The organism is Streptomyces sp. NPDC050619, from assembly GCF_040654815.1.
Classification (GTDB): domain Bacteria; phylum Actinomycetota; class Actinomycetes; order Streptomycetales; family Streptomycetaceae; genus Streptomyces.
The window spans coordinates 298,974-319,420 of the sequence record NZ_JBFAIR010000001.1; the positions used below are offsets into that span (position 1 = coordinate 298,974).

At 69.3% G+C, this 20,447-nt stretch carries 17 protein-coding genes and 2 tRNA genes; 16 read left to right on the plus strand and 3 right to left on the minus strand.

Features of this window, described 5'->3' with window-relative positions; all coding sequences use genetic code 11:
* Nucleotides 1-8 precede the first annotated feature (8 nt).
* The 3 genes from AB0I77_RS01350 to AB0I77_RS01360 are packed head-to-tail and all read left to right on the plus strand — an operon-like array spanning nucleotide 9 to nucleotide 3,687.
* Nucleotides 9-767 carry an ABC transporter ATP-binding protein gene (locus tag AB0I77_RS01350; protein ID WP_363280203.1) on the plus strand — a complete coding sequence of 253 codons (759 nt, stop codon included), beginning with the start codon at nucleotides 9-11 and terminating at the stop codon, nucleotides 765-767.
* Entirely contained in the window at nucleotides 767-3,229 is a 2,463-nt protein-coding gene (locus tag AB0I77_RS01355; RefSeq protein ID WP_363280204.1) for an FtsX-like permease family protein, read from the plus strand. Before AB0I77_RS01350 ends, AB0I77_RS01355 begins: the two co-directional genes overlap by 1 nt.
* Nucleotides 3,226-3,687: an HD domain-containing protein gene (locus AB0I77_RS01360; RefSeq protein ID WP_363280205.1), complete on the plus strand. Its 462-nt coding sequence runs from the start codon at nucleotides 3,226-3,228 to the stop codon at nucleotides 3,685-3,687. Before AB0I77_RS01355 ends, AB0I77_RS01360 begins: the two co-directional genes overlap by 4 nt.
* Nucleotides 3,688-3,735: 48 nt before the next feature.
* Here AB0I77_RS01360 and AB0I77_RS01365 read toward each other — a convergent pair whose 3' ends face one another.
* The gene (locus AB0I77_RS01365) at nucleotides 3,736-4,959 is read right to left on the minus strand and encodes an acyltransferase family protein (RefSeq protein WP_363280206.1); all 1,224 of its coding nucleotides are present in this window, start codon (nucleotides 4,957-4,959) and stop codon (nucleotides 3,736-3,738) included.
* A gap of 513 nt (nucleotides 4,960-5,472) precedes the next feature.
* Between AB0I77_RS01365 and AB0I77_RS01370 the strand changes: the two genes are divergently transcribed.
* On the plus strand, nucleotides 5,473-5,667 hold the full coding sequence (locus AB0I77_RS01370; RefSeq protein WP_363280207.1) for a hypothetical protein: 195 nt from the start codon (nucleotides 5,473-5,475) through the stop codon (nucleotides 5,665-5,667).
* Nucleotides 5,668-5,782: 115 nt separating this feature from the next.
* On the opposite strand, the gene AB0I77_RS01375 is transcribed toward AB0I77_RS01370, so the two are convergent.
* Nucleotides 5,783-5,853 (minus strand) — tRNA-Gly (locus AB0I77_RS01375).
* A gap of 153 nt (nucleotides 5,854-6,006) precedes the next feature.
* Between AB0I77_RS01375 and AB0I77_RS01380 the strand changes: the two genes are divergently transcribed.
* From AB0I77_RS01380 to clpX, 5 genes are all read left to right on the plus strand, one after another.
* Nucleotides 6,007-6,080: transfer RNA gene (locus AB0I77_RS01380), tRNA-Pro, on the plus strand.
* Between the two features lie 226 nt (nucleotides 6,081-6,306).
* Nucleotides 6,307-7,698: a trigger factor gene (gene tig / locus AB0I77_RS01385; RefSeq protein WP_363280208.1), complete on the plus strand. Its 1,392-nt coding sequence runs from the start codon at nucleotides 6,307-6,309 to the stop codon at nucleotides 7,696-7,698.
* Between the two features lie 369 nt (nucleotides 7,699-8,067).
* Complete coding sequence (locus tag AB0I77_RS01390; protein WP_363280546.1) at nucleotides 8,068-8,673, plus strand: ATP-dependent Clp protease proteolytic subunit; 606 nt, start codon at nucleotides 8,068-8,070, stop codon at nucleotides 8,671-8,673.
* Between the two features lie 50 nt (nucleotides 8,674-8,723).
* Nucleotides 8,724-9,404 (plus strand): ATP-dependent Clp protease proteolytic subunit, encoded by a 681-nt coding sequence (locus AB0I77_RS01395; RefSeq protein WP_363280209.1) that lies wholly within the window; start codon nucleotides 8,724-8,726, stop codon nucleotides 9,402-9,404.
* A 183-nt stretch (nucleotides 9,405-9,587) separates the two neighbouring features.
* On the plus strand, nucleotides 9,588-10,874 hold the full coding sequence (gene clpX / locus AB0I77_RS01400; protein WP_363280547.1) for an ATP-dependent Clp protease ATP-binding subunit ClpX: 1,287 nt from the start codon (nucleotides 9,588-9,590) through the stop codon (nucleotides 10,872-10,874).
* Between the two features lie 121 nt (nucleotides 10,875-10,995).
* Here clpX and AB0I77_RS01405 read toward each other — a convergent pair whose 3' ends face one another.
* Nucleotides 10,996-11,985: a hypothetical protein gene (locus AB0I77_RS01405; RefSeq protein ID WP_363280210.1), complete on the minus strand. Its 990-nt coding sequence runs from the start codon at nucleotides 11,983-11,985 to the stop codon at nucleotides 10,996-10,998.
* Between the two features lie 134 nt (nucleotides 11,986-12,119).
* Between AB0I77_RS01405 and AB0I77_RS01410 the strand changes: the two genes are divergently transcribed.
* From AB0I77_RS01410 to mreD, 7 genes are all read left to right on the plus strand, one after another.
* Nucleotides 12,120-14,744 carry a valine--tRNA ligase gene (locus AB0I77_RS01410; RefSeq protein ID WP_363280211.1) on the plus strand — a complete coding sequence of 875 codons (2,625 nt, stop codon included), beginning with the start codon at nucleotides 12,120-12,122 and terminating at the stop codon, nucleotides 14,742-14,744.
* Between the two features lie 126 nt (nucleotides 14,745-14,870).
* A complete protein-coding gene (locus tag AB0I77_RS01415; RefSeq protein WP_363280212.1) occupies nucleotides 14,871-16,391 on the plus strand; it encodes a folylpolyglutamate synthase/dihydrofolate synthase family protein in 1,521 nt (506 codons plus the stop codon).
* Between the two features lie 8 nt (nucleotides 16,392-16,399).
* On the plus strand, nucleotides 16,400-16,756 hold the full coding sequence (locus tag AB0I77_RS01420; protein ID WP_363280213.1) for a DUF4233 domain-containing protein: 357 nt from the start codon (nucleotides 16,400-16,402) through the stop codon (nucleotides 16,754-16,756).
* Between the two features lie 104 nt (nucleotides 16,757-16,860).
* Nucleotides 16,861-17,274, plus strand: coding sequence for a nucleoside-diphosphate kinase (ndk, locus tag AB0I77_RS01425; protein WP_363280214.1), 414 nt, complete (start codon nucleotides 16,861-16,863; stop codon nucleotides 17,272-17,274).
* A 282-nt stretch (nucleotides 17,275-17,556) separates the two neighbouring features.
* Entirely contained in the window at nucleotides 17,557-18,576 is a 1,020-nt protein-coding gene (locus tag AB0I77_RS01430) for a rod shape-determining protein (protein WP_004931372.1), read from the plus strand.
* A 142-nt stretch (nucleotides 18,577-18,718) separates the two neighbouring features.
* Entirely contained in the window at nucleotides 18,719-19,669 is a 951-nt protein-coding gene (gene mreC / locus AB0I77_RS01435) for a rod shape-determining protein MreC (RefSeq protein WP_363280215.1), read from the plus strand.
* A 12-nt stretch (nucleotides 19,670-19,681) separates the two neighbouring features.
* Nucleotides 19,682-20,353, plus strand: a complete 672-nt coding sequence (gene mreD, locus AB0I77_RS01440; RefSeq protein ID WP_363280216.1) for a rod shape-determining protein MreD — start codon at nucleotides 19,682-19,684, stop codon at nucleotides 20,351-20,353.
* Nucleotides 20,354-20,447: the final 94 nt, after the last annotated feature.

A 20,447-nucleotide genomic window follows, 5' to 3' on the forward strand; every position in this document is an offset into this window, starting at 1 on the left:
GACCAGGTATGGCAGGCGACTGGGCCGTAGAACTGCACGGTGTCCGCAAGCGCTACGGCCGCGGCGGCACCGCAGTCCACGCCCTGCGCGGCATCGACCTCAACCTCCCGCACGGCAGCTTCACCGCCGTGATGGGCCCCTCCGGCTCCGGGAAGTCCACCTTCCTCCAGTGCGCCGCGGGCCTCGACCGCGCCACCGCCGGCACGGTCCGCCTCGGCGGTACGGAGATCACCGGCATGCGGGAGAACAAGCTCACCGCCCTGCGCCGCACCCGCCTCGGTTTCGTCTTCCAGGCCTTCAACCTGCTGCCGTCCCTCACGGTCGAGCAGAACGTCGTCCTCCCGATGCGGCTGGCCGGCCACCGCCCCGACCGCCGCCGCACCGCGGAGGTGCTCGCCGAGGTCGGTCTCACCGACAAGGCCCGGCGCCGCCCCGGCCAGCTCTCCGGCGGCCAGCAGCAGCGCGTCGCCATCGCCCGGGCCCTGGTCACCCGCCCCGACGTCGTCTTCGCGGACGAGCCGACCGGCGCCCTGGACACCACGACGGCCGCCGAGATCCTCACCCTGCTGCGGCAGGCCGTCGACGTCCACGGCGCCACCGTGGTCATGGTCACCCACGACCCCTCGGCCGCCGCCTGGGCGGACCGCGTCCTGTTCCTGGCCGACGGCGAGCTCGTCGACCACCTGGACCGCGCTCCGGCGGACCGCATCGCCGCCCGCATGACGGCCCTCACCGCACCGGCGTCCTACGCACGAGCGGCGGCCTGATGTTCCTGCCCAACGGCCTCGCCCGCGCCGCCGTCCGCTTCCGGCCCGCCGCCTTCGTCGGCACGTTCGTCGCCCTCGCGCTGGCCGCGGCGATCGTGTCGGCCTGCGGCATCCTCCTGGAGACGGGCGTACGAGCCGACGTCCCGCCGCAGCGCTACGCGGGCGCCCCCGTCGTGGTCGCCGCCGACCAGCGGGCCCACTACGGCCACGGGGACAGCGCGGACAGCGAACCGGTCCCGGACCGCGCCCGCCTCGACGCCTCCCTGGTCACGAAGGCGGCCTCGGCCCCCGGTGCCCGCACGGCCGTCGCGGACGTCACCTTCCCGGCCCGCGGCCCGCGAGGCCCCCTAACGGCCCACAACTGGGCCTCCACCGCCTTCACCGTCGACCACCTGACCACCGGCCGCGCGCCCCGCACCGGCGAAGTGGTCCTGTCCCACGGCACCGTCGGCACCCGCGTCACGCTCGCCACTCCCGACGGCACCCGCACCTACCGCGTCTCCGGCACGGCAGGCAGCGACGACGGGGACGACGACGGGGACGACGACGGGGACACGGTGTGGTTCGCCGACGCCGAAGCCGTACGCCTCTCCGGGCACCCCGGCCGCATCGACGCCGTCGCCGTGCTCCCCGCACCCGGCATCACCCCCGCAGCCCTCGCCTCCCAGGTCACCCACGCCCTGCGCGGCCACGGGGACGCCGAGGTGCACACCGGCGACGACCGCGGCACGGTGGCCGACCCGAGCCTCGACGAGGCCAAGGAAGTCCTCATGGGCATCGGCGGCTCCTTCGGCGGCACCGCGGCCGTGGTCGCCGTCTTCACCGCGGCCGGCACCGTCGCCCTCGCCGTCGGCCAGCGCGCCCGCGAGTTCGCGCTGCTGCGCGCCGTCGGCGCCACCCCGCGCCAGATCCGCCGCACGATCGCCACCGAGACCCTCCTGGTCGCCCCGCTCGCCGGCGCGGCCGGCTGCCTGCCCGGCATCGCCCTGGCCACCTGGTGGTTCGGGCAGTTGAGGGACAGGGGCGCGGTCCCGGAGGCCGTCGACCTGGCCGTCTCCTGGATCCCGCTGGTCTGCGGCGTCGGCGGCGTGATCGTCAGCGCCCTGTGCGCCGGCTACATGGCCGCCCACCGCAGCTCACGCATCAAGCCGGGACAGGCGCTGACCGAGGCGTCTGTGGAGCGGCTGCGGGTGGGCTGGATCCGTACCCCGCTCGGAGTCGCCGCCGCGGCCGGCGGCTTCGTCTGCGCGGGCCTGGCCGCCTCCCTGACCGGTGAGGACGCGGCCAACGCCGCGCTCGGCATCGTCATGCTGTTCATGCTGGCCGTGGCCCTGCTCGGCCCGCTGGTCGCCCGCGCCTGTGCCGCCCTGTTCGGACTCCCGCTGCGCGGCGGCGACGCCCCCGCAGCCCTCGCGGCCGCCAACTCCCGTGCCAACGCCCGCCGGCTGGCCTCCGCGATCACCCCGATCGTCCTCGCCATGGCGTTCTCCTCGGTCCTGGTCTTCATGCACACCAGCGAGGAGCGCGTCACCGAGCGCCAGCAACAGGCCGGCATCGTCGCCGACCACATCGTCACCGCGGACCTGGGCCTGGCCCCGGGCGCCGTACGACGGGCCGAGCGCACCCCGCACGTCACGGCCGCCGTAGGGCTGTTGCGGACCAGCGTGCTCGTCCCCGCCTCGGGCGGCGTGATCACGTCGGTCTCCGCCCAGGGCGTCACGGGGTCGGCCCGCGACCTGGCCGCCGTACAGGACCTGGACGTCAAGGACGGCCGGCTGTCCCTCGCACCGGGCGAGGCAGCCGTCGACGCCTCCGTCGCCGACAACGCCAACCTCGAGGTCGGCGACCGCCTGCCGCTCCGCCTCCCCGACGGCACCAGGGCCGAACCGCGGATCGTGGCGACGTACGGACGCGGCCTGGGGCTGTCCCAGGTGACGATGAACCACGCCGACCTCACGACCCACGTCACCTCCGCCTTCCCCACGGAACTGTGGACGAAGGGCGGCACACAAGCCGGTCTGAAAGCACTCGGCACGGTCCTGGACGCCGGCGACTACACCACGGCCCGGTCCGAGGACCGCGAGCTCAACGCCTGGGCGAACGGCGTCATGGCCGCCGTCCTCGGCGGATTCGCCGCCGTCGCCGCCGCCAACACCCTGGTGATGACGGTCCTCGGCCGCCGCGGCGAACTCGGCACGCTCCGCCTGATCGGCTCGACCCGCCGCCAGGTGCTGCGCATGGTCCGCTGGGAAGCCCTCCTGGTCGCCCTCGCGGGCATCGCCCTCGGCACGGCCATCGCGCTGGCCACACTCGTACCGATGATGAACGGGCTGACCGGGCAAGGACCCTACATACCCCCGCTGGTGTACGGCGCCTTCGCCGGCGCGATCGTCGTCCTCGGCCTCACGGCGGCCACCGTCCCGGCCCGCGCCGCGCTGCGTGGCGACACACTGGACGAGTGACGCACACATCGCTGTTGACCCTGGCCGAAGTAGAGGCCACCGCCCGCGCCGCCCACGCCGGCCAGACCGACAAGGCGGGACGCCCGTACACCGAACACCTCCGGGCCGTCGCGGACGGCGTCCGGGCGCGGGGCGGCGACGACGAGCAGATCGCGGCGGCCTGGCTGCACGACGCCGTCGAGGACGACGCGCTGTCCGAGCGGTGGCTGGCTGAGGCCGCGCTGAGCCGCCGTACGAAGGACATCGTGCGCGCGGTCACCAAGCGGGCCGGCGAACCGCCCGAGGCGTACGCGGGGCGCATTCTCGCCACGCCCGGCGCGCTCCTCGTGAAGCAGGCGGACCTGGCCCACAACGCCGACCCGGCGCGCCTCGCGGTCCTCGACGAACCCACCCGCACACGACTGACCGAGAAGTACACACGGATGCGCGCGCTTCTCGGTCTGGTCGGCGGGGGGTGAGTTGTTGAGCTGTCGACCGGTGTGACCGGTGACCAGTGCCCAGGGTGATCAGGCGCTGACCTTCTCGCGCGCGTCGTTCTTCTCGCGCTTCTCGTGCTGCTCGCGCCTGCGGGCCGACTCGGCGGCATCCGGCTTGAAGGCCCAGGCCATCTTCGGTTCCATCGCGAACCGGAAGACCCGGCGCACCGGCGCGGTGCACAGCAGCGTCACCACGGCGGCCGCGAGGACGCTCACGAAGATCTCGCCCAGCGGCCGGTGCAGCCAGGCAGCGTCGAACCAGCCCGCGTAGTCGCCGCCCTTGACCAGGAAACCGTGCAGCAGATAGCCGTACAGCGTGCCCGCGCCGAGCGCCGTGAACCACATGTTCCGGCCCGGCACCCAGGAGAAGAAGCAGGCGGTCAGCAGCAGCGAGCAGCCGAACAGCGCGAGCACCATGACCGGTCCGGTCCACCACGGCGCGCCCAGCTCCTGCGCGGAGTCACGGTGGTAGAACCACCCCGTGTTCATGCGCGGCACCGACCACCAGCTGAAGGCCAGCGCGGCCGCGAACACGGGCACCGCGACGATCCGCACCGACCGGCGGCGCACCAGCCGGAAGTGCTCGGGCTTCATGCACAGGCCGAGCACGAAGAACGGCAGGAACTGAAGCACCCGCTGGAGGTCCAGGTCGTCGCCGATCGAGGACGAGACGGAGGCCAGCATGGCGATGGCGAGCGCGAGCGGCAGCGGCCACCGCACCAGCTTCCAGATGGGAGTGGTCAGCCGCCAGATGAACAGCGCGACCAGGAACCAGGTCAGGTACCAGGGGTCCAGCAGGCTGATGTCCTGGTCCGGCGCGTCGTCGGCGAAGCGCTTGAAGAGCGGGTAGGCCGTCTCGAAGAGGATGTACGGCACGGCGACGCCGGTGATCAGCCGTTGCAGCCGGTCGGCGCGCATGTCGAAACTGCGCGAGAAGAACCCGGAGATGATGATGAAGGCCGGCATGTGGAACGCGTACACGACCTGGTACGCGGCCTCCAGGATCCGGCTGTCGTCCTTGAGCGGTTCCCAGGAGTGACCCACAGCGACCAGCACGATCGCCAGGTACTTGGCGTTGTCGAAGAACGCGTCGCGCTGTTTGCCCTGCCCGGGCGATCTGCTCTGCTGGTTCTTCTGGTTCTTCTGGTCCTGCTGTTTCTGCGGCGAGCGTGGACCGGGCACTCCGTCCGAAGACTGTGCCGGGGGGAGCGGCGCTCGATTGTGGCCGTGCGGTCGCGAGGCGGCGTGGAACATCTGAGGCACCCTAGCCTCGACCGTGGGTTTTCGTAAAACCCTCGACGCCATTCCTGGTTAATGGCTTCGTAAGCCCACGTTTTCCACAAGTTGGCATAGTCACGCACGTGATGATCGACACATGGAGGGAATGTCGATTGCGTACACGCATACGCCCCTCTTGTCAGTATTAATCCCGCCTAAATGGTGCATAAGGCCAGTGAACGGCTCCGGTGGTGTTCCATGTGACGACAAATTCGAATTAGCTCCGAACGTGTTGTGTGGGCAAAGCGTGGGCACGGGGGTGATCTGGGTGAATTCCCTGTACGGATGCCCTGTCGAATTACTGTGCGGGGGCTCCGGCGGCGGGCGGTCCGTGCCCGCGGGCGCGCGCCCGTACCGGCACGGTCCTGGCCAACGTTGGGTCACGTCCCGCATATGCGGGCCTGGTTGGTGGCACGATGGTTCTGGCGGGGGTGCGCGGGGTTGCATCCCCGGGCCGGGAGAGCGGACCGACCGAGGGTGTGATCAGTTGTGGCCATTTCGCTGTCAGTGGTGTTGCTGTTGGCGATCATCTTGGTGGTGTTGATCCGGGGAGGCTCGATCAAGGCCGGCCCCGCCATAGTCGCTGTGCTCTTCGGCTTCTTCCTCGCCTCGACCGGCATGGCCGACGACATCCAGCGCTTCCTCGACTCGATAGCGGAGACCATCAACTCGATCCAGTTCTAGGCGCGGATCCCATGGTCCGCCCTCCGCAGAACGGAAGTCCACGGACATTACGTCCAAGGGCAGCACAAAGGCCTCCGGCCCGATCCTTGAAGGACCGGGCCGGAGGCCTTGTCGGAGCGGGCGACGGGAATCGAACCCGCGTAGCTAGTTTGGAAGACTAGGGCTCTACCATTGAGCTACGCCCGCACAGCGCGCGCCGCAGGTCAGATGACCGCAGCACTGCAAAGCATCGTAGCGGGTCGTGTGCCCCCGCCGCACACCCCTTCCCGCCCGCGACGGCGCTCGGGAAATACGGCAGCCCCACTGGCTGGGGGCATGTACCCTACGTGTCGCACCAGACGGGGTGTGGCGCAGCTTGGTAGCGCGTCCGCTTTGGGAGCGGAAGGCCGTGGGTTCAAATCCCGCCACCCCGACGACCTGCCGGTCATCGACCGGCCAGGGAACGACCAACGACCGGCCTTCACCGGCCACCCGCGCGGTCACCTCGCGTGATCGCCTTTGGGACGTGTCGCCGCTGCCGTTACTATGCAAGCTGCACGCCCGTGTGTCTCTCTCGTCTGAAGTCCTCCGGGCGGCGAATCCGCCGGGCCAGTCTGGCTCCGGCAGAAACCAAGAAGTCAGCCACAAGGAGACCGAACCGTGAAGAGCGCCGTGGAGACCCTGAACCCGACTCGGGTTCGGCTCACTGTTGAGGTGCCCTTCGAGGAGCTCAAGGACAGCCTCGACGCGGCGTACAAGAAGATCAACCAGCAGGTCACGGTGAAGGGCTTCCGCAAGGGCAAGATCCCGGCCCGCGTCATCGATCAGCGGTTCGGCCGTGGCGCCGTGCTGGAGGAGGCCGTCAACGACGCGCTTCCGAAGTTCTACACCGATGCGGTCAACGAGGCCGACCTCAACGTCCTGGGCCAGCCCGAGGTCGACATCACCGACCTGAAGGACGGCGAGACGCTGAACTTCACCGCCGAGGTCGACGTCCGCCCGACCATCGAGATCCCGGACTACTCCGGCATCGAGGTCGAGGTCGACGCGGTCGAGGTCAGCGAGGAGGACGTCGACAAGGCCGTCACCGAGCTGCGTGAGCGCTTCGCCTCGACCTCCCCGGTCGAGCGTGCCGCGGAGGACGGCGACGTCGTCACCCTCGACCTGGAGGCCAAGGTCGGCGAAGAGGTGCTGGAGGACGGCGTCGCGAACGGCGTCTCCTACACCATCGGCTCCGGCGAGCTGCTGGAAGGCATCGACGACGCCGTGAAGGGCCTGGAGGCGGGTGGCGAGGCCACCTTCACCTCCGAGCTCAAGGGCGGCTCGGCGGCCGGCCAGGAGGCCGAGGTCACCGTCAAGGTCACCCAGGTGGCCGCACGCGAACTGCCCGAGCTGGACGACGACTTCGCGCAGCTCGCCTCCGAGTTCGACACGCTCGAGGAGCTGCGGGCCGACAGCCGTACGCGCCTGGAGAACATGAAGCAGTACGACCAGGCCACGCAGGCCCAGGAGCGCGTCCTGGAGAAGCTGCTGGAGCTGGTCGAGGTGCCCGTCCCCGAGAAGCTGCTCGAGGACGAGGTCAACACCCGCAAGCACAACCTGGAGCACCACCAGCTCGGCCAGATGGGCCTCGACCTTCCGCAGTACCTGGAGATCCAGGGCAAGACCGAGGAAGAGTTCGAGACCGAGACCAAGGAAGCCGCGGTCAAGGGCATCAAGACCCAGTTCGTGCTCGACGAGCTGGTCAAGTTGGAGAAGCTCAACGTCAACCAGGAGGAGCTCACCGAGCACCTCATGCGGCGTGCTTCCTCCTCCGGCATGTCGCCCGACCAGTTCGCCCAGGCGGTCGTCGAGGGCGGCCAGGTGCCGCTCCTGGTCGGCGAGGTGGCCCGCGGCAAGGCCCTGGCCGTCGTGGTCGAGAAGGCCACGGTCAAGGACACCAACGGCGAGATCGTCGATCTCGAGGACGACGAGGAGGAGACCGAGGCCGCGACCGAGGTAGCCGCCGAGGTCACCGAGGAGTCCCCGGCCGAGGAGAAGCCCGAGGCCTGAGCCCACGGCGCCTTGTAGAACGTACGCACGACGGGCCCTGGGATGCACACGTCCCGGGGCCCTTTGTCGTACGGCAGGGCAGTTCCCTGAGGGGCGCGGGGCTGTATCAATATGCGGCTCCGCCGCGCGGGCGCGACCAGCCACATCGGACCCGCAGCCGCCAGCCCGCCGCAGAACTACGGCGAACCTGCGCTCACAGCGAACAGCACAGTTCCCGGGATTCTCCGAAGGAACCCGCGCGTTAGGGTCCATGTACGAAGGGCAGGGGAGTCGCCGAAACCGCCGGTCGGCCCCCCACACCCCCGGCAGAACAAGATGAGACGGCAGGGCGCCGTCGTAAGACGAGCAGGTGGATACGTGACGAATCTGATGCCCTCCGCCGCCGGCGACCCCTCAATCGGTGGTGGCCTCGGCGACCAGGTCTACAACCGGCTGCTCGGCGAGCGGATCATCTTCCTCGGCCAGGCGGTCGACGACGACATCGCCAACAAGATCACCGCACAGCTGCTGCTCCTTGCCGCCGAGCCGGACAAGGACATCTACCTCTACATCAACAGCCCCGGCGGCTCGATCACCGCCGGCATGGCGATCTACGACACCATGCAGTACATCAAGAACGACGTGGTGACCATCGCCATGGGCCTCGCCGCCTCGATGGGCCAGTTCCTGCTCAGCGCGGGCACCCCGGGCAAGCGCTTCGCGCTCCCGAACGCCGAGATCCTGATCCACCAGCCGTCCGCCGGCCTGGCCGGCTCGGCCTCGGACATCAAGATCCACGCCGAGCGGCTGCTGCACACCAAGAAGCGCATGGCCGAGCTCACGAGCCAGCACACCGGCCAGAGCATCGAGCAGATCACCCGCGACTCGGACCGCGACCGCTGGTTCGACGCCCTCGAGGCCAAGGAGTACGGCCTCATCGACGACGTCATGCCCACGGCCGCCGGTATGCCGGGCGGCGGCGGCACCGGGGCCTGAAGCCCCCGCGCAGCCCTCAGCCGACCGCCACAGCCCCAAGGAGACAGAAAGTGAACGACTTCCCCGGCAGCGGCCTGTACGACCGCGCGCGCGCCGAACTCACCTCCCCGATCGCCGAATCCCGGTACGTGATCCCGCGCTTCGTGGAACGCACCTCGCAGGGCATCCGCGAGTACGACCCGTACGCGAAGCTCTTCGAGGAGCGCGTGATCTTCCTCGGCGTCCAGATCGACGACGCCTCCGCCAACGACGTCATGGCGCAGCTGCTGTGCCTGGAGTCGATGGACCCCGACCGGGACATCTCGGTCTACATCAACAGCCCCGGCGGCTCGTTCACGGCGCTCACGGCGATCTACGACACAATGCAGTTCGTGAAGCCGGACGTCCAGACGGTCTGCATGGGCCAGGCCGCCTCGGCCGCCGCCATCCTGCTGGCCGCCGGTACCCCGGGCAAGCGCATGGCGCTGCCGAACGCCCGTGTGCTGATCCACCAGCCGTACAGCGAGACCGGCCGCGGCCAGGTCTCGGACCTGGAAATCGCCGCGAACGAGATCCTCCGGATGCGTGCCCAGCTGGAAGAGCTGCTGGCCAAGCACTCCTCCACGGCGATCGAGAAGATCCGCGAGGACATCGAGCGCGACAAGATCCTCACGGCCGAGGACGCGCTGGCGTACGGTCTGATCGACCAGATCATCTCCACCCGGAAGATGAACACCGCCGGCATCCGCTGACGCGGACGCTGTATCGTCTGCCGCTCCTTGGCACGGTTCGGCACTGTGCACGACAAACTGCACGTGAAAGTGAACCGTGCCAAGGGGGGCCCGAACGAGGGGCTCGGCAAGGTACCGTCGGACATAAGGCAGCACCAGGAGCCGCTGGACCTAGGCGTCTCCCAGGCGAAGGGGAAGCACACCGTGGCACGCATCGGTGACGGCGGCGATCTGCTCAAGTGCTCGTTCTGCGGCAAGAGCCAGAAGCAGGTCAAGAAGCTCATCGCAGGGCCCGGTGTGTACATCTGCGACGAGTGCATCGACCTCTGCAACGAGATCATCGAGGAGGAGCTCGCCGAGACGAGCGAGGTCCGCTGGGAGGAACTGCCCAAGCCTCGCGAGATCTACGAGTTCCTGGAGGGGTACGTCGTCGGTCAGGAGTCGGCCAAGAAGGCCCTCTCCGTCGCGGTGTACAACCACTACAAGCGGGTCCAGGCCGGTGAGAACGGCGGCGCCCAAGGCCGCGACGACGCCATCGAGTTGGCGAAGTCCAACATCCTCCTGCTGGGCCCCACGGGCTCCGGCAAGACGCTGCTGGCGCAGACGCTGGCCCGCATGCTGAACGTCCCGTTCGCAATCGCCGACGCGACGGCGCTCACCGAGGCCGGTTATGTCGGCGAGGACGTCGAGAACATCCTGCTGAAGCTGATCCAGGCGGCGGACTACGACGTCAAGAAGGCCGAAACAGGCATCATCTACATCGACGAGATCGACAAGGTCGCGCGCAAGAGCGAGAACCCGTCGATCACGCGCGATGTGTCGGGCGAGGGCGTCCAGCAGGCCCTGCTGAAGATCCTGGAGGGCACGACCGCCTCCGTGCCCCCGCAGGGCGGGCGGAAGCACCCCCACCAGGAGTTCATCCAGATCGACACGACGAACGTGCTGTTCATCGTGGGAGGTGCCTTCGCGGGCCTGGAGAAGCTCATCGAGTCCCGGGCCGGCGCGAAGGGCATCGGCTTCGGCGCGACGATCCGCTCGAAGCGGGAGTTGGAGGCCAAGGACCAGTTCGAGGACGTCATGCCGGAGGACCTGGTCAAGTTCGGCATGATCCCCGAGTTCATCGGCCGTCTCCCGGTCATCACCTCGGTCCACAACCTCGACCGCGAGGCCCTGCTCCAGATCCTGGTGGAACCGCGCAACGCGCTCGTGAAGCAGTACGAGCGCCTCTTCGAACTCGACGGCGTGGAGCTGGACTTCGAGCGCCCGGCCCTGGAAGCGATCGCCGACCAGGCGATCCTCCGCCAGACCGGCGCCCGCGGCCTGCGCGCCATCATGGAGGAAGTCCTCCAGGGAGTCATGTACGAGGTCCCGTCCCGCAAGGACGTGGCCCGCGTGGTCATCACGGCCGACGTGGTCCTCTCGAACGTCAACCCGACCCTGATCCCGCGGGATTCGCGGGGGCGCGGGCCGGGCGAGCAGAAGACCGCCTAGGCGGTACGCGTACGGCGAAGGGGCCCAGGTCAACCGACCTGGGCCCCTTCGCCGTTGAAGTCGGCCGTTAAAGGCGGCCGTTGAAGCCGGCCGTTAAAGGCGGCCGTTGGAGGTCCGGGCGTCACGCCCCGACGCGGATCTCCTTGCGGAGCTTGGTGGTGATGTCCACGGCCACGTCCTTGGTGATGCCCTTGGCGGGGTCACCCGGCGACACCATCGCCAGGGTGCTGTAGTCGGCCCACGCGCAGAACCAGTCGGTCTTCTCCTGCTTGGTCTTCGGGTCCGTGCCCTTGGCCGCCTGGCACTTCATGAGAGCGCCGTCGAGGTCGACCGACTCGGGTTCGCCGAGCAGTTCGACTTTGCTGCCGCTGTCGGAAGAGTCCTGGTCGGTCGTCGTCTTCTTGAAATTGGTGAAGAACGTGTCCAGGGCCGTCTCGGGGTCCGCGACCTCACCGTAGATCCCCGCCAACGTGATGCTCTTGGCGGTCGCTGTCTCGGCCGGGTCGGGCGCGGTGCTCGGGTCGCTGGGGTCGTAGTCCGACAGGTCCACGGTCGTGTACAGGCCGATCACACTCTTGCCGTTCTTGACGCCGCTCTTCTCCAGCTCGGCTGCCGAGTCGTCACCGGCGCTCGCGCCGTCCTTGGAGGCGCGGTTGTACTCGCCGAGCACCTTCGCCGGCGTCTTCAGCGTGTGCGCGCCGTCGTCCTCCAGGCCGCCACCGCCCCCGCCGATGACGAAGTACGCGCCCACGCCTATGGCGGCCACGACGGCGACGGCACCGATGATGATGCCCGTCTTCTTCTTGCCGCCTCCCGGAGCCGGCGGCTGCGGCACTCCGTACGGGGCCTGGCCATAGGGCGGCTGCTGACCGTACGGCGGCTGCTGCTGGCCGTAAGGGGGTTGCTGGCCGTACGGGGCCTGGGGCGGGGCGCCCTGCGGGGACTGTTGCGGGTAGCCGTAGCCGGGCTGGGCCGGAGGGGGCTGCTGCGGGTAGCCGTAGCCGGGCTGAGCGGGCGGGGCCTGCGGCGGCTGGCCGTAGGGACCCGGCTGACCGTACGGTCCAGGCTGCTGGGGCTGGCCGCCGTACGGGCCCGGCTGGTTGTAACTCATTCTGGGTTCCCCTCCAGATGCTTATGTGTTTCAGACATCCTGGCGCAGACCCAGCGCACGTACGGCATCGGGGCCGCACCGTTACACAAGAAACGCGTTTAGGGACTGCCTCGTGACACCCCTAAACTGGGCCCGTGACCGAGAACGCTCAGCAGCAGCCACCAGCGCCCGACTCCGAACTGCCGACCCAGTACGCGCCGGCCGATGTAGAGGGGCCGCTGTACGAGCGCTGGGTGGAGCGGGGTTACTTCGAGGCCGACGCGAAGAGCGACAAGCCGCCGTACACCATCGTCATCCCGCCGCCGAACGTCACGGGCAGCCTGCACCTCGGGCACGCCTTCGAGCACACCCTCATCGACGCCCTCACCCGCCGCAAGCGCATGCAGGGCTACGAGACGCTGTGGCAGCCGGGCATGGACCACGCCGGCATCGCCACGCAGAACGTCGTCGAGCGGGAGCTGGGCAAGGAGGGCAAGTCCCGGCACGACCTGGGCCGGGAGGCCTTCGTCGAGCGGGTCTGGCAGTGGAAGGCCGAGTCCGGCGGGCAGATCAGCGGTCAGATGCGCCGCCTCGGCGACGGCGTCGCCTGGACCCGCGAGCGCTTCACGATGGACGAAGGGCTCTCCCAGGCCGTCCAGACCATCTTCAAGCGGCTCTACGACGAAGAGCTGATCTACCGCGCCGAGCGCATCATCAACTGGTGTCCGCGCTGTCTGACGGCGATCTCCGACATCGAGGTCGAGTACCAGGACGACGACGGCGAACTGGTCTCCATGAAGTACGGCGACGGGGACGAGACCATCGTCGTCGCCACCACCCGTGCCGAGACCATGCTCGGTGACACGGCGGTCGCCGTTCACCCCGACGACGAGCGGTACAAGCACCTGGTCGGCAAGCTCATCAGGCTGCCGCTGACCGACCGTTCCATCCCGGTCGTCGCCGACGAGCACGTCGACCCCGAGTTCGGCACGGGTGCCGTCAAGGTCACCCCGGCCCACGACCCGAACGACTTCGAGATCGGCCAGCGCCACGACCTGCCGGCCATCACGATCATGGACGAGCACGCGGTCATCACCGCCCACGGCCCCTTCCAGGGCCAGGACCGGCTGGAGGCCCGCTCGGCCATCGTCGCCGCGCTGCGTGCCGAGGGCCGGATCGTCGCCGAGAAGCGGCCGTACGTCCACAGCGTGGGGCACTGCTCGCGCTGCAAGACCACCATCGAGCCCCGCCTGTCCATGCAGTGGTGGGTCAAGGTCGGCCCGCTCGCGAAGGCCGCCGGGGACGCCGTCCGGGACGGGCGCGTCAAGATCCATCCGCAGGAGATGGAGAAGCGGTACTTCGACTGGGTCGACAACCTTCACGACTGGTGTATTTCACGCCAGTTGTGGTGGGGACACCGGATCCCGGTCTGGTACGGGCCGAACGGCGAAGTCGTCTGTGTCGGTCCCGACGAAGAGGCCCCGACCGGCGAGGGCTGGCGTCAGGACACCGACGTCCTCGACACCTGGTTCTCCTCCGGCCTGTGGCCCTTCTCGACCCTCGGCTGGCCCGAACAGACCGAATCGCTCGCGAAGTTCTACCCGAACTCCGTCCTGGTCACCGGCTACGACATCCTCTTCTTCTGGGTCGCCCGGATGATGATGTTCGGCCTGTACGCGATGGACGGCACCCCGCCGTTCCACACCATCGCCCTGCACGGCATGGTCCGTGACCAGAACGGCAAGAAGATGTCGAAGTCCTTCGGGAACAGCGTCAACCCGCTGGACTGGATGGACAAGTACGGCAGCGACGCCCTCCGGTTCACCCTCGCCCGGGGCGCCAACCCCGGTGTCGACGTCCCGATCGGCGAGGACTGGGTCCAGGGTTCGCGCAACTTCGCCAACAAGATCTGGAACGCCACCCGCTTCGCGCTGATGAACGGCGCGACGGTGGACGGCCCGCTGCCTCAGCCGTCGGCGATGTCGGCGACCGACCGGTGGATCCTGTCCCGGCTCAACTCCGTGGTCGCCGAGGTCGACGCCCTCTACGAGGACTACCAGTTCGCGAAGCTCTCCGACGCCCTGTTCCACTTCGCGTGGGACGAGGTCTTCGACTGGTACGTCGAGCTGTCCAAGACCACCTTCCAGGCGGGCGGGGAGCCGGCCGAGGTCTCCAAGCGCGTCCTCGGTGAGGTCCTCGACGTCACGCTGCGGTTGCTGCACCCGGTCGTCCCGTTCGTCACGGAGACGCTGTGGACCACGCTGACCGGTGGCGAGTCCCTCGTCATCGCCGAGTGGCCCTCGGACAGCGGCTTCCGGGACGCGGGCGCCGAGAAGGAGATCGAGACGCTCCAGTCGGTGATCACCGAGGTCCGCCGCTTCCGCGCCGACCAGGGTCTCCAGCCCGGCCAGCGGGTTCCGGCCAGGCTGTCGCTCGACGGCACGGCGCTGGCGCCGCACGAGCCCGCCGTCCGCCAACTGCTGCGCCTCCAGCCGGAGGGTGACTCCTTCACGGCTACGGCGACCCTGCCGGTCGGGGGCGTCGAGGTCGCACTGGACCTGTCCGGGGTGATCGACGTGGCGGCGGAGCGCAAGCGGCTCGCGAAGGACCTCGCGGCGGCCCAGAAGGAGCGGCAGCAGGCGGAGGCCAAGCTCGGCAACGAGGCGTTCCTGGCGAAGGCGCCGGATCACGTGGTGGGGAAGATCCGGACGCGGCTGGCCAAGGCGGACGAGGACATCACGCGGATCGCGGCGCAGCTGGAGCGGTTGCCGGAGGCGTAGGCGGTTGTACGTCGGTCACGTCTTGGCCGACCGAGGCGGGTGGTGGGTGGGCATAGGGCGGAGCCCCCAGGGACAGCCACCCCCGCCGCCCGCACCCACCCCCCGGGGGCTCCGTAGACTGGCCCCGTGAGTGAGCAGCCCCCGCACGACAGCAGCGAGCAGCCCGAGCCGATCGACCCCTTCGAGGAGATCATCGCGGCCGAGACCGACCGGGACCCGGATCTCGCGGTGATCGAGGCCGGCAGCCGTACCCTGCGCACGCAGGGCGGTCCGCCGGAGGCCGACGTCCCCGGGCGCCCGAAGGACCCCGAGGTCGACAAGGCCCTGCGCGAGGTCGAGGCGGAACTCGCCACGCGCTGGGGCGAGACCAAGCTGGAGCCCTCCGTCAGCCGGATCGCCGCGCTGATGGACGTGCTGGGCGAGCCGCAGCGGTCGTACCCCTCGATCCACATCACCGGGACCAACGGCAAGACCTCCACCGCCCGCATGATCGAGGCCCTGCTGGGCGCCTTCGAGCTGCGCACCGGGCGGTACACGTCCCCGCACGTGCAGTCGATCACCGAGCGGATCAGCCTCGACGGCGCGCCGATCTCCGCCGAGCGGTTCATCGAGACGTACCAGGACATCAAGCCGTACGTCGAGATGGTGGACGACCAACAGGAGTACCGGCTGTCCTTCTTCGAGGTGCTGACCGGCATGGCGTACGCCGCCTTTGCCGACGCGCCCGTCGATGTCGCCGTCGTGGAAGTGGGCATGGGCGGCTCCTGGGACGCCACCAATGTCATCGACGGGGACGTCGCCGTCGTCACCCCCATAGACCTCGACCACACCGACCGGCTCGGCGAGACGACCGCCGCGATCGCCGGCGAGAAGGCCGGCATCGTCAAGCAGGACGCCACCGTGATCCTGGCCCAGCAGCCGGTTGACGCGGCGCAGGTGCTGCTGAAGAAGGCCGTGGAGGTGGACGCGACCGTCGCCCGGGAGGGGCTGGAGTTCGGGGTCGTGGCGCGGCAGGTCGCCGTCGGCGGGCAGTTGCTGACCCTGCGCGGGCTCGGCGGCGAGTACACCGAGGTGTATCTGCCGCTGCACGGCCCCTACCAGGCCCACAACGCCGCCGTCGCGCTCGCCGCCGTCGAGGCCTTCTTCGGCGTCGGGTCCCAGCGGCCCGAGCCGCTCGACGTCGACACGGTCCGCAAGGCCTTCGCGGCCGTCTCCTCGCCGGGGCGGATGGAGGTCGTACGGCGATCCCCGACCGTCGTCCTGGACGCGGCCCACAATCCGGCGGGCGCCCGTGCCACCGCCGAGGCGATCGGGGAGGCCTTCGACTTCAGCCGGCTGATCGGGATCGTCGGCGCGAGCGGGGACAAGAACGTGCGCGGGCTCCTCGAAGCCTTCGAGCCGATCTTCGCGGAGATCGTCGTCACGCAGAATTCCAGCCACCGCGCGATGGACGCCGACGAACTGGCCGCGATCGCCGTCGAGGTGTTCGGCGAGGAACGCGTGCAGGTCGAGCCGCGGCTGCCCGACGCCCTGGAGGAGGCGATCATGCTCGCCGAGGAGGAGGGCGAGTTCGCGGGCGGCGGTGTGCTCGTCACCGGCTCCGTCATCACCGTCGGCGAGGCCCGGCTGCTGCTGGGGAAGGGCTGAGACTCCGCATGCGTACGCTCTGTGCATCGACCCTGATCGGCGAGGTCTTCATCATCGGCTTCGCCGGGCTGGTCGCGATGAAGGACGACGACCTGTCCATGGCCACGGTGTGGACGGTCAGCGGCATCGCCATGTTCCTGTGCCTGGCGCTGTGCGGCATGGTGACCCGCCCCGGCGGCGTCGCCCTCGGCTGGGCCCTCCAGATCGCCCTCATCGCCTCCGGTTTCGTCGTCCCGACGATGTTCTTCCTGGGGGCGTGCTTCGCGGCGCTGTGGTGGGCGTCGGTGCACTACGGACGAAAGATCGACGAGGCGAAGGCGAGATTCGCCGCGCAGGCCGACAGCTCGACGCCGAACCCCGCGTGACACCCGCGTGGCCCTCCCTTACACCTGACGCTGCGTAACAGAAGGCCGGACACGCCCTGTAATCTCAGCATCCCGCACCATCCTTGATCCGAAGGAGCCCCGTCGTGAGCCAGCGCACCCTCGTCCTCCTCAAGCCCGACGCCGTTCGTCGTGGCCTGACCGGCGAGATCATCAGCCGTATCGAGCGCAAGGCCGGCTGGCAGATCACCGCGCTGGAGCTGCGGACCCTGGACGAGGAGACCCTGGAGTCGCACTACGGCGAGCACAAGGGCAAGGTCTTCTACGAGCCGCTGGTCGAGTTCATGGCCTCCGGCCCCGTCGTGGCACTGATCGTCGAAGGTGACCGGGTCATCGAGGGGGTGCGGGCGCTGGCCGGTCCGACCGACCCGATCGCCGCCGCTCCCGGCTCCATCCGCGGCGACTACGGCGTGATCGTCCGCGAGAACCTGATCCACGCCTCCGACTCCGAGGAGTCCGCCGAGCGCGAGGTGAAGATCTTCTTCCCCGGCCGCGCCTAGCGCCGCCGCCGCGGGCGCCGACAGAGTGAAAGTCCGGGGTGTCGTCCCCTCGCCCCGGGATTTCCGGCATATGCGTGGCGATCGGGGGAACGAGCCTCCCCGAACGCCCGTCTCCAGAAGCGGACGCACACTTCATCTGCTGACAATGGCGAAGACCCTCGCGTGGTGTTCGTGCAGGCGCGTCTACGATGGAAGCCTTCACGTCACCGCACCCACTTCGCCTACCTGAAAAGCCCTCAAAAAGCTCGCGGGAAGGCCAGTCGAATCCTGATGGGGAACTCAATGTCGTTCATCGGCCGTGACATGGCTGTCGACCTCGGGACCGCCAACACGCTGGTGTACGTCAGGGGTCGCGGGATCGTACTCAACGAGCCGTCCGTCGTCGCGATCAACACCAACACCGGTGGCATCCTCGCGGTCGGCGCCGAAGCCAAGAAGATGATCGGGCGCACGCCCGGCAACATCGTTGCCGTACGTCCGCTGAAGGACGGCGTGATCGCCGACTTCGAGATCACCGAGCGGATGCTCCGCTACTTCATCCTGAAGATCCACAAGCGGCGGTATCTGGCTCGTCCGCGGGTCGTCGTCTGTGTGCCCTCCGGCATCACGGGCGTCGAGCGCCGTGCCGTCATCGAGGCGTCGTCCCAGGCCGGCGCCCGTCAGGTGCACATCATCGAGGAGCCCATGGCCGCGGCCATCGGCTCCGGCCTGCCGGTCCACGAGGCCACGGGCAACATGGTGGTGGACATCGGCGGCGGCACCACGGAGGTCGCGGTCATCTCCCTCGGCGGCATCGTCACCGCCCAGTCCATCCGCGTCGCGGGCGACGAACTGGACAACGCGATCATCCAGCACATCAAGAAGGAGTACTCCCTTCTGCTGGGTGAGCGGACAGCCGAACAGATCAAGATCACGATCGGCTCGGCGTACGACCTCGACGCTGACGAGCACACCGAAATCCGCGGCCGGGATCTTGTCTCCGGGCTGCCCAAGACCGTCGTCATCTCGGCCGCCGAAGTCCGCAAGGCGATCGAGGAGCCTGTCAACGCCATCGTCGACGCCGTCAAGACGACCCTCGACAAGTGCCCGCCGGAACTCTCCGGCGACATCATGGACCGAGGAATCGTTCTGACCGGCGGCGGAGCGCTGCTGCGCGGCCTGGACGAGCGGCTGCGCCGCGAGACGGGCATGCCGATCCACATCGCCGAGGACCCGCTGGACAGCGTGGCGCTCGGCTCCGGCAAGTGCGTCGAGGAGTTCGAGGCGTTGCAGCAGGTGCTCGACGCCCAGCCGCGCCGATGACATCACTCCTCGATTCCGCCGTACGAGACGATCTCCTCTCGTGCGGCGGATCGTTGATCTAGAGGCATAAGCTCGCCCATAAAAACCACCACACCTGAACACTGCACACGAATTCCTATGAGGAAGGGCACGGCCGCCGCACGTGAGGGACACACGAGAGAGCCGGCTGCTCCTGGTGCTGCTGGTCGCCGTCGCGTTCGCGCTGATCACGGTGGATATCCGCGGCGGGGAGGACTCACCGGTCGACGGTGCCCGCCAGGCCGCGGCCACGGTCTTCGGCCCGATCGAGGACGGTGTGTCGACCGCGGTCAATCCGGTCGGCAACGCGGTATCCGCCATCCGTGACTCCGGGGAACGGCACGACCGGCTCGCCCAGTTGGAGGAGGAGAACGCGGCCCTCAAGGCGAGACTCGGCAGCGACGACCGCAGCCGCAGCCGCCTGGCCCAGCTCGACAAGATGCTCAAGATCGCGGGCGCGGGCCAGTACGGCATCAAGGGCGCCGAGGTCATCGCGATAGGAGCGGCCCAGGGCTTCTCCTGGACCATCACCATCGACGTCGGCGCCGACGACGGCATCAAACGCGACATGACCGTCCTCAACGGGGACGGACTGGTCGGGCGCGTGACGACCGTCGGCCCCAACACCGCCACCGTGCTGCTCGCCAACGACCCCGACTTCACCGTCGGCACCCGCATGGAGGCCAGCGACGAACTCGGCTTCGCCTCCGGGCAGGGCGACCGCCCGCTGCGCGTCGAACTCCTCAACGGCAAGGCCGAGATCAACAAGGGCGACCGCCTGGTCACCTTCGGCTCCCAGGCCGACAAGCCCTTCGTGCCCGGTGTGCCGGTCGGCGTGGTCTCCCGCGTCGACCCCTCCGGCGGCGATCTGACCCGCACCCTCTACGTCACGCCGTACGTCAGCTTCAGCAAGCTCGACGTCGTCGGTGTCGTCGTCCAGGCCCCGAAGAAGGACCCGCGCGACACGGTGCTCCCCGCCAAGCCCAAGCCGACCCCCACACCGACCGTGACGGTGACGGTCACCCCGTCCGCGAACGCGCCGGTCGACGGCCAGATCCAGCAAGAAGAGCAGTAGGAGCTGTAGCCCATGCGCGTCAACCGGATCCTGCTGTCCACCGCCCTGGTCGTCGTCGCCCTGGTGCTCCAGGTGAGCGTCCTCGCCCGCCTCCACCTCCCCGGCGCCGTCCCCGACCTGCTGCTGCTCACAGTCCTCGCCCTCGCCATGGTCTACGGCCATGTCGGCGGCGCCTTCGTCGGCTTCGGCGCCGGCCTGCTCGCCGACCTCGCCCCGCCCGCCGACCACGCGGCCGGCCGCTACGCCCTGGTGCTCTGCGTGATCGGCTACCTCGCCGGACTCGTCAAACCGGACCACGGCCGCCTGAAGTCCGCCTCCGGCCCCATGGTCGTCGTGGCCGCCGCCGCCATCGGCTCCACCCTGCTGTACGCCGGGGTCGGCGCCCTCGTCGGCGACACCGCCGCCCGCCATGTGGGCCTCGGCAGCCTGCTGTTCACGGCCCTCTTGTACGACCTGCTGCTCGCCCCGTTCGTCGTCCCCGGGATCATGGCGCTGGCCCGGCGCGCGGAGAACGACCCGCTCGCCGAGACCAGCTCCGCCGGCAAGGTCACCGACATCTCCTCCGGCTGGCTCTCCTCGGGCACCGGCCTGCGGATCGGGGGCCAGCGCAACGGGCTGAAGACGAAGGCCGCCCGGGTCCGCACGGCCCGTGCCGGCCGCATCAAGGGGGTCAAGCGGTTGTGAGCGCACGAGCCCGAGCGCGGAGCGCGCCAGTGAAAAGAGCACTCGAACGGGGGACGTTCCGGCGGAACGTGGCCTCACAGGCTCGTCGTTCATC